General features: G+C 42.0%; 11 protein-coding genes and 1 pseudogene. 5 read left to right on the plus strand and 7 right to left on the minus strand.

What is annotated here, in order from left to right; all coding sequences use genetic code 11:
• Nucleotides 1–123 precede the first annotated feature (123 nt).
• Complete coding sequence (gene menC / locus ACWP87_RS11610) at nucleotides 124–1257, minus strand: o-succinylbenzoate synthase (protein ID WP_014569082.1); 1134 nt, start codon at nucleotides 1255–1257, stop codon at nucleotides 124–126.
• An 829-nt stretch (nucleotides 1258–2086) separates the two neighbouring features.
• Between menC and ACWP87_RS11615 the strand changes: the two genes are divergently transcribed.
• Nucleotides 2087–3901 carry a glycoside hydrolase family 3 N-terminal domain-containing protein gene (locus ACWP87_RS11615; protein WP_003660077.1) on the plus strand — a complete coding sequence of 605 codons (1815 nt, stop codon included), beginning with the start codon at nucleotides 2087–2089 and terminating at the stop codon, nucleotides 3899–3901.
• A 147-nt stretch (nucleotides 3902–4048) separates the two neighbouring features.
• Here the strand turns inward: ACWP87_RS11615 and ACWP87_RS11620 are convergent.
• Both ACWP87_RS11620 and ACWP87_RS11625 read right to left on the minus strand, forming a co-directional pair.
• A pseudogene (locus ACWP87_RS11620) lies at nucleotides 4049–4358 on the minus strand (transposase); the annotation flags it as partial.
• A 12-nt stretch (nucleotides 4359–4370) separates the two neighbouring features.
• The gene (locus ACWP87_RS11625; RefSeq protein ID WP_014569083.1) at nucleotides 4371–5282 is read right to left on the minus strand and encodes an IS30 family transposase; all 912 of its coding nucleotides are present in this window, start codon (nucleotides 5280–5282) and stop codon (nucleotides 4371–4373) included.
• Nucleotides 5283–5623: 341 nt separating this feature from the next.
• Here ACWP87_RS11625 and ACWP87_RS11630 point away from each other — a divergent pair, with 341 nt between their 5' ends.
• The 4 genes from ACWP87_RS11630 to ACWP87_RS11645 all read left to right on the plus strand — a co-directional run bounded on the left by ACWP87_RS11630 (nucleotide 5624) and on the right by ACWP87_RS11645 (nucleotide 8040).
• Nucleotides 5624–6274 carry a recombinase family protein gene (locus tag ACWP87_RS11630; RefSeq protein ID WP_003601979.1) on the plus strand — a complete coding sequence of 217 codons (651 nt, stop codon included), beginning with the start codon at nucleotides 5624–5626 and terminating at the stop codon, nucleotides 6272–6274.
• 5 nt (nucleotides 6275–6279) lie between these two features.
• Entirely contained in the window at nucleotides 6280–6564 is a 285-nt protein-coding gene (locus tag ACWP87_RS11635) for a BRCT domain-containing protein (RefSeq protein ID WP_002819966.1), read from the plus strand.
• Between the two features lie 29 nt (nucleotides 6565–6593).
• Nucleotides 6594–7160: an alcohol dehydrogenase gene (locus tag ACWP87_RS11640; RefSeq protein ID WP_064561046.1), complete on the plus strand. Its 567-nt coding sequence runs from the start codon at nucleotides 6594–6596 to the stop codon at nucleotides 7158–7160.
• 481 nt (nucleotides 7161–7641) lie between these two features.
• On the plus strand, nucleotides 7642–8040 hold the full coding sequence (locus ACWP87_RS11645; RefSeq protein ID WP_016382272.1) for a pyridoxamine 5'-phosphate oxidase family protein: 399 nt from the start codon (nucleotides 7642–7644) through the stop codon (nucleotides 8038–8040).
• Between the two features lie 470 nt (nucleotides 8041–8510).
• Here the strand turns inward: ACWP87_RS11645 and ACWP87_RS11650 are convergent, their stop codons facing one another.
• From ACWP87_RS11650 to ACWP87_RS11665, 4 genes are all read right to left on the minus strand, one after another.
• Nucleotides 8511–9590 (minus strand): class C sortase, encoded by a 1080-nt coding sequence (locus tag ACWP87_RS11650; protein WP_014569086.1) that lies wholly within the window; start codon nucleotides 9588–9590, stop codon nucleotides 8511–8513.
• 73 nt (nucleotides 9591–9663) lie between these two features.
• On the minus strand, nucleotides 9664–10668 hold the full coding sequence (locus ACWP87_RS11655; RefSeq protein WP_014569087.1) for a SpaA isopeptide-forming pilin-related protein: 1005 nt from the start codon (nucleotides 10666–10668) through the stop codon (nucleotides 9664–9666).
• Nucleotides 10669–10670: 2 nt separating this feature from the next.
• Nucleotides 10671–11396 carry a pilin N-terminal domain-containing protein gene (locus ACWP87_RS11660; protein ID WP_014569088.1) on the minus strand — a complete coding sequence of 242 codons (726 nt, stop codon included), beginning with the start codon at nucleotides 11394–11396 and terminating at the stop codon, nucleotides 10671–10673.
• Nucleotides 11389–14076, minus strand: coding sequence for a SpaA isopeptide-forming pilin-related protein (locus tag ACWP87_RS11665; protein WP_014569089.1), 2688 nt, complete (start codon nucleotides 14074–14076; stop codon nucleotides 11389–11391). The genes ACWP87_RS11660 and ACWP87_RS11665 overlap by 8 nt, the downstream gene beginning before the upstream one ends.
• Between the last annotated feature and the right edge of the window lie 37 nt (nucleotides 14077–14113).

The following is a 14113-nucleotide window of genomic DNA, read 5'->3' on the forward strand; positions in this document are numbered from 1 at the left end:
GGATGCCGCGGCTTTTTATTCGTCTTTTTCTCAAGATAATTCCAGAGCCTGTATGTGCAGATGAACATATACAGGCTCTGGAATTTAACTAATCACGTACACACAGTAACCCGAACGACAAATCTACACGTGCGCGGTAGCCTTTGCCGTTAAAGTCTTAGTGGCAATGGTGAAGTCATTCAAATTCTCTTGATCAATTGCAACACCCATGCCGGGTTTCGCTGGAACATTCACATAGGTACCGTTAAGTGTGATCAGTGGTGTGATAATATCTCGGTCATAGTAACGTGTCGAGGCTGCGATATCGTTTGGCAAAGTATAGCCAGGTAATGTGGCGATTGCAACATTTTCCGCACGGGCAACACCAGAATCTAACATGCCGCCGCACCAACATTTAATTCCGTTTTGAGCGGCCAATGCTTGGATTTGTTTTGCAACCGTCAAGCCACCAACCCGTGCTACTTTGATGTTGATGATTTTACCGCTGCCTAAACGAATCATTTTGCGTGTATCGTCTAAGCTCGTCACACTCTCGTCAAGGCAGACAGGGGTTTTAATCAGCTTTTGTAGGTCAGCATGGTCAAGTAAGTCGCCGGGTTCAAGTGGTTGTTCAATCATAATAAGGTTGAGATCGTCGAGGCGTTTAAGCGCGGCGAAATCTGCTCGGCGATATGCGGAGTTGGCATCGCCCATCAACATGACGTTTGGGAATGCCTTACGAACAGCTGCGAGATAGTCGTAATCTTTACCGGGCTTTATTTTGCATTTAATGCGGCGGTATCCTTGTTCAATGTAGCCATTCACAACTTTAACGAGTGCTTGCGGTGAGGCTTGAACGCCAATTGAGACGCCGGTTTCGACTTTTTGCTTGTCACCACCAAGTGCAGTAGCGAGCGGCAGATTAGCTTGCTTGGCAAAAATATCCCAAAGTGCGCAATTGATGGCTGATTTAGACATGTTGTTGCGGCGAATTCCTGCTACCAGTGGATACATATCATTTGGATGGGGAATATCAACGTTAAGAATCATCGGCAGCATAATATTAAGAAGTAATTCCCAAGCACCGGCGCGAAATTCCTCATTATAAAATGGAATATCGAAAGCGGAAACTTCACCGTAACCTTTTGTGCCGCTTTCATCGGTCAGCTCAAGAATCATCGTCTTTTTGGCGGTCATTCGTGTAAAACTGGTTTCAAAAGGATGGCGTAAAGGAATATCAACTTGACGTAACGTAGCAGAAATAATCCTAGATTGCATAATTAAAGTTACCACCCAGAAAATGTGAAAAAAGACCTGTCCTTCTTTCTAAATGGCTTGCTATGCAAACACCATTTTAGCAAAAAAGGGCAGATTTTTTCGTTTTTGGCTAATGGTAGCTCTCAATATGGGTATATACCAATAAGCGGTGTGCTTTAATTTTATTATTACAAAGTATCGATACAGGTGGAAAGCTCCTTATTAGAATTAAAATTAAGGGTATACCAGTTTAAGACAGCGAAAAATAATTTTTTTATTGACTATATTATATAAATGCGTTTACAATTGAATGTGTAATCGCTTTTAAAATTCATTTTAGCAACGCGTATAAAGCTATTTTTTTATTGCTAGACTTTAAACGACCGTTCGTAAATTCTAAGCATGTGAGCTTTTATACTTAAATGGTAAAGAAAATTGGAGTCTCGTATTTTTTTGTCAGTGCTTAACTACGGGAATATCCATTTAAAAATGATTACCAGTCACTAACGACGTTGGAATTAATCGACTTCGAGCAAAGCAATGGGAGGTGAGAATTTTTGAAGCTTCGTGCAAAGACTATCGTAAACAAATACGTTGAAGGTTTCAGGCTTCTTGTTACAATGACGGCGTAAATGGAATCGGGAAGGAATTTCAAAAGTTTTTTATCAATTACTGTAGTTCTTGAACACGATGACGTTTGTACTGCTCAACATTCACTAAATAGAAATGGGGACCAGAAATGAAAAAGCTGACAAGGATTATTTTTTGCGTTATTAGTTGTGTTAGCCTAATAGCCAGTTCAATAGGACTCTATTCAACTCCAAAAATCGTAAAAGCTGATACTACATCAGTGACCGATGCCGATATTAATGCCTATATTTCTAATATGACCTTAGATCAAAAGATTGGACAAATGTTTGTGTCTCGAACATTGCAAGATACGGATAAAGCTCGATCTGATATAGCAAAATACAACCTTGGTGGGTTGATTGTATATGGAGCTGATTTCACTAGTGTTGAAGGAAAAACAGCTACCGAAGCACAGAATAATTTCAAGATGAAGGTGCAAAGTTTTCAAAACTCAGCAAGCCTGCCGTTATTGATTGGTGTTGATCAAGAGGGAGGAACAGTTTCACGCTTATCACAAAATCCTCTAATTGCGAATGGTAGAAGCTTTCCTTCACCACAAACGGCTTATGCTAATGGCGGAATGGCCAATGTAACAAAAGAGGCTAGTGAAGTCGGAACTATTCTAAAAAATCTGGGCATCAATTGGAACTATGCACCAGTAGCTGACAGCACGCCTGATACTTCTAGTTTTATTTATGGCAGAACTTTTGGTCAAGATTACTTGGCAACTGCAAACTATATTACGAATGTGATCCCTGCATGGCAGAATGCTGGTGTTGCAGCAACGCTTAAACATTTTCCGGGTTACGGATCAGCGATTGATACGCATACGGATTTTGCAGTTGTTACAAAATCTAAGGCGGATTTTGAAAAAGAGGATTTGCTTCCCTTTAAATCCGGTATTACAGCAGGAGCAGATTCAGTAATGATTGCACATATCGTAATGCAAGCTGTTGACCCAGTATACCCAGCTTCATTATCACGAAAGGTCGTTACAGACTTGTTGCGTAATGAACTTGGTTATAATGGCTTAATCATTACCGATGCATTGGAAATGGGAGCTATCAAGCAATTTGCTCAAGAACATGATCAAGTTCCTGTTGATGTTCTTGCTGTTGAAGCAGGAAATGATTGCATCATGAATAATGATTATGAAACCGCTATTCCACAGATTCATGCAGCAGTAACTAGCGGCACTATTAAGGAATCAGAAATCAATGAACACGTTTTCCGCATTCTAGATCTCAAACGCAAGTTAGGGCTGTTAACTAAAGCGCAACTTCAGCAAAAAAAGGTTCAGATTGACAATGTTTCCTACAGCAGTGACAACAAAAAGGCAACAGTTAGCGGCACAGTTGTTGATAGTGATTGGCAAGTTGGAGAACCGTTATCGGTTAAAGACTCAACTGGAAAGGTCATTATTACCGCAGACGTCGGGGCCGGTGGTAAGTTTACTTTCGATATTCCTACTAATTCCCAAGAACAAGTATTAACTCTGACCACTAATCTACCCAATATCGCTGATGCCAAAATAACTATTAAGGCTGTGAGTTCATCGAATACTAACAAAACTTTGCTAGAAAACTTGATTAAATCTGTTGAAAAATTAGCTAGCAATCAATATACTGTCAAGTCTTGGCAAGAGTTGCAAGCTAAACTAACTGAATCAAAATCAATTTTAAACAATGATAGTGCTACACAAGATCAAGTAGATGCTTCCGTTAATGCTTTGCAAAGTGCCCTTAAGCAATTAGTTTCTGCATCAAATAGCGAAAATAATAGTCAAAACTCTAATGATAGCAGTTCCCAAAGTTCATCTAACACTGGTGGACAAGCATCATCCAGTACTAGTAATGCTAATGAGACTAATATTGCTAGTAAGGATTTGTCAGGTACAAAGTCGGATAAAGGATCTAAGGACAATCACGGTTTTTTGCCAAGTACGGGTGAACGCGTGATGGCAGGAATTTCTGTTCTGGGGGTAATTTTAATAGCTTGCGTGACTGTATTATATATTCGAAAAAAAAGGGCATAACTTCTAATTATTGATTAGTAAAACTCATTAGAGGCCGCCAGAACTCACTTGGTTCTGGCAGTCTTTTTTTGGCTTTACGTCAACTGGTGTTGAAGCATAAATTTATCTTTGAGGCGGTTCTCCATTTGGGGAGCCGTCTTTGTCATGTTATGCCGTGATTTGGTAGATTCGTTTGAAGAAGTTCAGCTGATTTTTGAAGCCAAAACAGGATCGTTTGAGTGACTTGATGAGGCGGTTAACCCCTTCGATCGGACCGTTGGAATAAGAGCTGGTGACAGCGGCGAGAACAGCGACTTTGTGTCGCTTAAACGTTGTCCATTGCCGTACCCTTTGGCTCGTAAGTAGCTAACAGGTTTGCCAGTTCCGCGGGATGTTTCTTCACCATCAAAGCATCATGAAGCGCTAAGTAGGTCTCATAGGGTTGCTTGAGCTTGGGCTCAGTATCAAGTCCTAGATTGCAATAATAAAGTTACCACCTAGAAAGAGGCTTGCTCACTGCTTGAACTGGGGTTTGCCAACGAAGACATTTTCTAGGTTTGTTATTGATAAACGCTGTGGCTCGTTGAATATTGGCCTCTGAAACCTGATCAAACTGTGTTCCCTTCGGGAAATAGTAGCGAAGTTCTCGATTGAACCGTTCGTTCGTGCCCCGTTCATTCGGGTGATAGGCATGGCAAAAGTAAACCGGTATCCGATAGCGCTTTGTAAGCGCCTGATCGCAGGAAAACTCTTTACCGTGATCAACCGTCACTGATCGAACCGGACCCGGAAAGTCTACCATCAGTCTTGCAAAACCCTTGAGAACAGCATTTCGTGATAAGTTTTCAAGCTTAGTTGTCGCCATTAAACGTGTGACCCGATCGACAATGGTCAAAACAGCAGCCTTTGACCCGCGAACTGTATCCATCTCTAAATGTCCTTTTTCGGTTCGCCGATTAGCTGACTCACTGCAAATCTCAATTGAGGTGCCTACTGCTTGGTTATAGCGCGACCGAAGGTCTTGTCTTCTTTTATGACGTTTACCGTGATCAAAGAGTTGACTTGGCTGAAAATCGACTTGTCTTTGATAAATCCAGTGGTAAATCGTGTGTGGTGCACAGTGAACGGCATAACCGACCATTTCAGGGGACCAACCTAGGGTTAGCCTCTCAGTTACCATCCGCTTCAACTTAGGCGTTAAAATCGAGTGCCGACCACAACGATGCCGACAAGTATCGGCATGATCCTGAGCTATAATGGCGCAGTAATCGCCTTCAGGGCAACGGTGAAGCTCATGCCTAATAGAAATACGAGAGCGGCCTAAGGTCGCGGCGATGTATTGAATCGTGTGGTGTTGCATCAGTTCTATCTGAGATCGTTCAATTAAGGTTATAATGGCCATGGGACCTGTCCTTCTCTCTAGATGGTATGTTATGCAAACACCATTTTAGCAAGAACGGACAGGTCTTTTTTCACATTTTCTGGGTGGTAACTTTAATTATGCAATCTAGGCATCTTTTCATCTTTATCTGCGACCCTATTTAGGAGATCAGACAGATTCTTACGAAGATTTGTCGGTGTATATATCTCCATTGGAATTCCTCCCTGTATATATGTACATCATAGCGCACGCCAATGATAATCACGTTTCGTCTTTAATTTCGATAGGGTGTACCCTATTGTAACTAATACGAATGGAGAGTATTATTAGTTACATATAAGTGACCCGGAGGTGATCTAGAATTGTCTAAAATCGGTTATGCGCGTGTTAGTACGCGTGATCAAAATCTGGCGCGTCAAATTGAACAGCTACATGATGCCGGTGTTAATAAAATCTTTCAAGAGAAGCTTTCAGGTAAAAATGCCGATCGTCCTCAACTGAAAGCAATGTTAGACTATATTCGTGATGATGATGAAGTAGTGGTACTGAGCCTTGATCGACTTGGTCGCAATTCTCATGATTTGACTGACATCATCGAAACCATTCGGCATCGTGGAGCTCAATTGAACGTTCTAAATCTACCTAGCTTTGCAAGTATTGAAGATCCTAACCTTCGTAACTTGATTACGACAATTATTGTCGAACTATATAAGTATATTGCTCAAGAAGAGCGCGAAACTATTAAGATACGGCAACAACAAGGCATAGAAATTGCCAAACGCCAGGGCAAATATAAAGGCAAAATTCGCGAATATGGTCCTCATTCACCTAATCGTCAAAAACGCTATATTTATAAAGAAGCCTGTCGCCTTTTAAATAGGAAGAAAGACGGAGATGAAACTCTGACCAAGCGACAAATTGCCCGCATGTTAGGTATTGCACCAGTAACCTTATATCGCATCGAAAAGTATCAGGCAGAAGATCTAGCAAATGTTCCTCGTAGTGAGAGGTAAACATCATGATAGATTTAAGGGGCAAACGAATTCTCTTTACCGGCCGTTTGCGATCTTTTCGTCGTTTCCAGGCACAACAGTTAGCAACTATTCTAGGAGCAAAACCTGTCAACGGGATTGACAAAAATGTTGATATCCTTGTGGTTGGTATTATTAGCAAACCCTATGATCAACTACTTACCACTCAAAAGTTAACGTATGCTAGAACCTATGGCATTCCAAAGATTGACGAATTAGCCTTTATTTCATGGTGCCAATGGCGATTAGATCAATTGAAAGCAACTCTTTAAGTGCCTTCTTATCAAACGGGGGGAATAGTATGCAAAAGCGTATCGATTTGGCCAATCAAACGTTTGGACGACTCACAGTCATTAGTTTTTTTGGAAGCAGTTCTAATGGCAACGCGCTTTGGCTCTGTCAATGTCAATGTGGAAATAAATGTATTGTTGACAGTCAACGACTTCAAAAAGGATTCACTCGCAGTTGTGGGTGTTTGCGATCAGAAATAAGCAGATTAAACATAAAAGCTAATAACCAGACTAAAAAATACATGGGCAATCCCAAGAATTTTCAACTAATCAATCGAACAAATTTAGTTGCTTCTACACTTAAACGGTCCAATAACAAATCTGGCGTTATCGGAGTTAGTTGGGATAAAACTGCTCAAAATTGGGTCGCAAGGCTGTACTTTCAAGGCCATCTTGTCCTAAATCATGTATATGTTCATATGGAGGATGCCATCGCTGCTCGCAAGGCAGCAGAGAAAAGGTATATTGTACCTTTGCAAAAGCAATATAATCAAACACACCAAAAAAAATCAATTAAATTGATTAGACAATCCGATCTGGAGAAAATGCCATTACCTGCACTTTCTATAGATTTATAGAAAAGCCGATTCATTATAAAATGGTTCAATTCCGTAATCATGCAACTGCCCTAAATACTAAGATCAGTTTGCAAGAAAAGAAGCCGTAGCGTGTGTTTGTGGCATCAAGACTTAATTCGACAAACTCCCAGGACAACAATTATTGGGACAGCGTCGTGAAATGGAAAAACGAGGTTATCATCTAGATCAGAAACAGTGTGATCCTCTGTATCAAGGCCAACATTGCCTAGCATACAAGCAACTAAGTCCTGTTGCACTCACAATGCCCATCTATCCTGAGTATGACCAAGGATATAAACACGTTTGCCTAACTAATCTAACAAGCAAAAGGATCTTGTTAACCTTTCAGCGATCCTAGTCTGCGGTGTTCATCTGGGGACATAGGATTGACAAAATAGGATATTGACAAAACAGAATATCGGCAATATACTTACTAAAAGTAATTGGAAAGCGTAATGTCGTGTTGATCGGAGAAAATTAAATGGTAAATCTTACAGAAGAAATGAAGAATATGTTAAAGAGTCAGCTCCCCTTCCTAGCAACAACAGGAATAGATGGCAAACCTCAAGTTGGTCCCAAGGGCTCACTACATGTCTTAGATGACTCACATTTAATCTACTTTGAGCATACCTTCAGGCAAGCCTATGATAATCTCTCGAGCAACCATTTGGCAGCGTTTGCGGTTGCTGATAGAGGCGCTCAACAGGGATTTCGCTTTGAGGGAACGGCTCATATTCATGAAACAGATGATTTTGCTAATCATATTTTAGATCAAACTAACATTTTTGACCGTTTTCCACGCGCTGGCGTAGTGGTTATTGATGTTGAACGAATCTATAAATTGGATAACACCTTAGAGGCTGGCATTCAAATCGCCTAGGGTTCTTAAAACAAATTCAACCGAGTAAGTCGAAGAATTTTTTAGTGTCCAAACTCATACAGTGCTTATTTCATGTCATTAAGTATTCATTAGCAAGCAGTTTTGTTATACTTTGTTTAGAAGTGATGGAAGTACGTCGAATTCTTAAGAAACCATAGCCTACTGTTAATGCCATTACTTAGAGCGTGTCGATTTTTGACACGCTTTTTTTGTGCCATTGGGTACAAATCATCCAATAAAAATTAAATATCAAAAAAGACGGCTTCCACTATGGAAAGTCATCTTTGATGAACCGGTTTTCTAATACTCATTCATGTTGCATCGTCCTACTTCAAAAGCTTGAAATATACAGACATAGTGTTTTAATAAGTTGGTCGTTTTTAGTTTATTAAACTCAATATCAGTCTTAAAATATTGATCCTTTCCTCATTTAAATTAACCCAAAAGGATATTAAACAAATTTTAAGATCTTAATGATATTCTTTTAATTGAAAGCTTTTATCCCGAATTTTTTTGACATAAGCCTTGTACTTAGTCCGGCCAAGCGGTGTGACAATTGCGACTCGATAATGATTACCAGGCAGGCTGATGTCAGTCACCCCAGTTTGATCTGATTTAAAAGAATGTATATGTCGACCTCGTTTCACCACGACTTGTGTGGCTTCAGCCGGTACTTCCAGCAAATAATGCTTTCGGCCAAGCATCAAACTGCGCATTACGAAACCGATCACGCCTAAAATGATCACCGCGCCTAAAAGTGCGACTATTAGCTTTAATTTGTTCCACCAAACCGCCCAACTTGAAGCCTCTTCATCTGCCTTAACGTAAGGAATTCGGCGACCCGTTATCAACAATCGATGAGAATTGATCATATAAGGCGTGCAGGTCATTAAGGTCACAAGATCCTGTCCCGGCACAATTCTTAGCTGCCGGGTATCACTTGGCTCAATAACCTGGCGCTTAAAGACTTGGTAAGCCAATTTATGATTGCCTATGCTAATAAAAAACTTGTCGCCTTTTTTTAACGCTGGTACTCGGGTAAAAAGTTCAGCGTTTGGCACACCACGATGCGCTGAAATGACAGCATGGGTATTTTTACCACCAGTTGGATAACTTGTACCATCCAATAAACAGGCGCCAAATTGTAGAAGCCAATCGCTTGTATGATCAAAAACCGGCAGACTAAGGCCAATTTTGGGAATCGTCAACTGAGCAACTGTCTGCCGAGTCAAGATTTGTTGATTGCGTTTGGCTGCTGTTTTTGCGGTTCCTTGATCATTAACAGCATGATTAAAACTGGCAACGCCGGGCACTTGTTGACTTGCTGCCAACTGTTTATTTTTTTGCTGATAGTCGTTATATTCCCGCCGCAACACCATCTGATTCTTCCGCGCTTCTTGTTGTCGATACCTGTCGATGACTTGCTGATTTTGGTAAGAAACGTAAGCATCACTTGCAAATGGATAGCATAAAACACCAAAACCCGCTAAAAGAAGACATCCAATCACAATATCAATCAAGTCTAAAGGTCGACGTGTTCGTTTTGTCACTCTGATTACCTCGCCATATCAAAACAAGAGCGCCATCGACGCTCTTGCTTGACTCATTTATCTTATTAACTTTTTAGAAACCATTGCGGCGCTTGCGATAGGCAACTGCTCCAAATGCAATTAAGGCAACGCCCAAAATCGCAAAAATGACTGTGCCAGTACCACCAGTGTGTGGCAGAATACCGCTTGGTGCATCTAGAATGTCGCTAGACGAATTATCAGCTTTAAAGTCTGTATTGGCAGCAGCATCATAACCATCCGGCACGTTTGTTTCAACTGCCGTGTAAGTTGTGGTGTTATCAGCAAATCCATTTAAGCCAAACTTACCGCTCTTATCAGACGTGAAAACAGTAGCATCGCTTTCAGCAACCCACGTCAATCGATAGTTATTGGCCAATACATCGATAAATCCTTCGCCGATGCTGACGCTTTGACCATCTTTATCTGTCAACTTCAAAAACTTGCCATCACTATTGCTAATCTTAAAGCCGGCTCCTTCAAGCACTTCTTTAGTCTCAGCATCTTTCTTAACAAAAGTGCGCTCATAGGTGGTCTTTTGAACATTCTTTGGGTAGACATAGACATTCCCGTCGGCTGCTGCCTTGGCTGGTAAGGTTAACCAGAAATCGGCAGACGTGTTATAACCAGCTCGCGGATTGGTTTCATGGAAAAGATAGACAGCAGCACGAGTCTTACCACTGGCATCTTTTGATTGGATAGGTAATGCTTGGGTTAGTTGCCCCTTGTCATTAGTCGTACCGGTTGCGGCAACCGGAGCACTATCAAAACTGCCTTTATAATCCTTAGGCGATGCCCAATAATTGGCTGTCACGTTGTAAATGGTGAAATCAACGCCTTGTAAAGGCTTAGCACCATCGCCGGTCCAAATTTGATCAGTCGCACGATCAATGGCAGTAACATCTTTGTCAAACCCGTATTTAGTAAGGACAACGTTTTGTGTTGTCGTATCATTCGTATCTGCTTGAACCCGAGTGCCATTAAACCCGAGAACCATCAGTAATGTCATTAGGATCGTGCTGGTTAATGTCAGCACTTTCTTGGCAATTGTCTTTTTCATTCTTATCTCTCCCACTTATTAATTTTTTGGTTTTTTATGTTAAAAGCAAGTACTGTCGCGAAGATTATCAACCCGAGCACTGAAAGCCAAGCTGCAACTGTATCACCCGTTTGTGGCAACAATTGACGTATTTTCTTTGGAACTTTTTTGGGGGCATCGGTGTGACGACTTACCATTTTGTTCTTAGGAAATAAATCAATGCGTGATTGATTCCCATGTTGAAGGTTGCTTGACATGACAACCACAAGATTCTGACTGGCTTCAATATTCTTAGGTGCCGCCGTTTCTTTAAAAAGATAAACCGCAGCATGCTGCCCCTGTCGGAGTGGTAAATCGCCAAAGTACGCTTCTCCCTGACCAGCCGTCACAACCTGTGCGATAAGGCTGGAGCTAGCAGGCTGATAGCTATCTTGACTCAACGTCGTTTGTGCTACCTCAATCGCACCGCCATTTTTGGAGACAAGCTGCCAAAAGTCAGCGGTCACGTCATAAACTGTGAACGTCACACCGTTTAACGGCACATCTGCCTGCGAAAAGTCGGGTTTTGTTGTCCCGTTATTTGCTTGTTGAGTTGGCAAGGTATCTTTAAACAACAGCTTATGCAACACAACATCAACAGTGGTCGGCACAGTTGCCGCCTGTGTCTGCTGCAACGTTGTCGTTGCCAAACTGACTAGTAGTGCCAAGCAAAAGGTCAAAATCACTAACGGACGGAAGGATTTAGTCATGTTGCTTCACCACCCGTCGCTTTATCAAAACAACCAGTAATAAAAGGAACGCTGCGCTGATCAATCCCAGTGCGATACCAAGCAATCGCTGATAGCCCTGACCACCTGTATGCGGCAAAATTGCAAGTGGCTGATTAATCGCCTGCAAAGTGATCGTGCTGCCATCAATCGCTAATGTGTATCCGTTCTTACTTTCGCCCGGCTTCAATGCCTCACCGTCAATCGTGACGGTTGCCTCTTTACCAGTCGTAGCTACCTGAATGGCAATCTTTGCAGGATTGCTTTGATAGCCATCTGGTGCTTTTGTTTCTGACATCGTATAGGTACCATCTGCAACTAATTTTGTCGCAAACGCTTGTCCCTCAGATGTCGCCGATGATGTTATCGTCTCAGCTTCGCCAGCACTTGGTTGCAGGGTGAACGCTGCACCTGCAAGATATTGGCTTTGATTATCCTGTTTGATGACCCGCAAAGTCATGGATGGCTTTGGTTCATCATATTTCGTTAGCGTCAGAATTTGCTGGTGATCCCCGGTCACCGTAAAATCATCTGACTTATCACCAACAGGATTCAAAGTCTGCTGGCCATTAATAACACTCCCTGATGTCACATTGTCCTTTGTGCCATGGTATTGCCATTGCCCATCAGACGTTAGCTGAAAAAGATACGTTGTCCCATCAAGTTGATAACCTGTAGGTGCTGCAGCTTCCTGAATACCGTAATACCCTGGCGCTAGTGCCTGCAGATCCGTTGACGTGATGGCGTTGGTTTTGGATGCCTGCTGAAAACTGTTATCGCTGTACTGGGTTAAGTTAAACTGCATGGCCTTCAACTGATCTGCTGATAAATCAGTACCATCGGTTGTTTTTTTCTGAAACTGAAAACCATACTGCTGATTTGTCAAAGTCAACGTTGCTGTTTGCTGATCCATATTTTGAGAACTGATAAACGAACTCAAATCAATTCCCGAGGCATCTTCACTCTTAACGACATATGAAAAACTTTGACCCTGATTGTTATACGCAGGTGCCGTAAAGCTAGCTTTCCAGTTATCAGCTTTTTTAAGGACTAAGGTCTGTTGCCAATTTGGATCAAGCGAACCGTCAGCCACTTTTCGCTGCACCGTGACGTTGAGCGTATCCGGTAACGATTGATTGCTTAACTGGCGCCATTGCTTCTGCACATAAACTGTAGTTGCTGGTGCCCTGCCTGAAGGAATCCCAAAGTCAACAGCGGCAGCGCCCGCTTTTGGTGTCAACAATGTTTCACCATTCATTTGGTACCAAAAATCAGGCTTGAAGCCAGCATCCTCTGTTTTGATCCGTACTTGATAATGGATTTGAACTTCCTGATCCTGACCCAAGTTCATGTGATTCACCGTCAATTGACCATCTTGGATCGCCGCACTTGGCAACTCACTTGCTGGCACAGTTTGCTTGCCGACACTCGTAACGGTCGCCTGGTTGTTCGCATATTGAAATTGCGTACCAATCGGGTCTGTGATCGTGCCGTCGGTGACAGTATTAAAGTTTTTGATAATGTCCTTTGCCTGATTGTTCAAATAAGCCTCAACAGCATCGGCACTATCAGCATCTTCGTATAAATCCGGTGAATTGGTAATAAGCTGCATGTTTTGGCGTATTTTTTCTTTCGTCATGTAGTGGTCGTCGTCAGCCAGTTGGATGCCTAACGCGTGCACCTCATTACCACTATCCTTTGCTATCTTGGCCTCACCCAATGTTGCTGGCCAAGTATCATATATATAATGACCTGAACTATCGGTGTATGGCCATCGAAGTCGTGCGGTGTTCCCTGGTTCATCTCTGCTGGATCCAAAATTAGTGCCATACAATGTACCATTTATCCACTCTGAATTTATCACCTCGTTAGAAAAAGTCGGCACGCCATCAGTTAACAAAATCATCATTTTTTTATTGCCACTGGTGTCCGCATTCAGCATGGCTGATCCTTGCCGCAAACCAATCTGCGTATACGTACCCCCTTGAAACCTTGGACTCAATGCACCATTAATCGCTTGTTGCTGGCTGGCATTACCTGCTTTGCCTAATTTGACACTAATATAACCCGATTTGCCACCGATATAACCAGGACTAGAAAACCCAATTAAACCAACATTGACGTAATTACCCAGACCGGCGTTTTGAATAGAAGTCAAGAAATTCTTAACGCCAGTACGAACAGCACCAGCTCGATTCGTGCCCCATCTGTTTGACTCCATTGACCCAGACATATCAACAACTAAGACAATATCTACAGGCTTCACATTTTGCTGTTTATTGCCTTTGACGTTCAAATAAACGTCGTACAATCCAGGGGTATTCGTCTCTTTAGCATATTTTCGAATCTGATAATCCGGATTATTGGGGTCACCAAATTTCAGGTAAGAGTTCGTGGTATCAGTCGCATCACCATTCCATATTGTATTATTATCCCACCCTGAAACTTGATCCCCGCCACGTTGATTGATTACATTTTGTTGTCCCGTGACCTGCCACGAATTTGTCGGATAGGTACCATTAGCATCGGTTTGATAGGTTGGGCGAATGTTATCAGTGGCTGTCACAACTGAACTGCCACTTGTCACTAAGCCTGTTAACATACTCATCAAAATCAATAAGACCGCGAACAAATGCCCAGTTCTCGCCACTTTAGCTGTCATCTTCGTAAATTTTACCCTCCTCTCAAGTAAAATTTTA

The organism is Lacticaseibacillus sp. 22 (assembly GCF_055413445.1).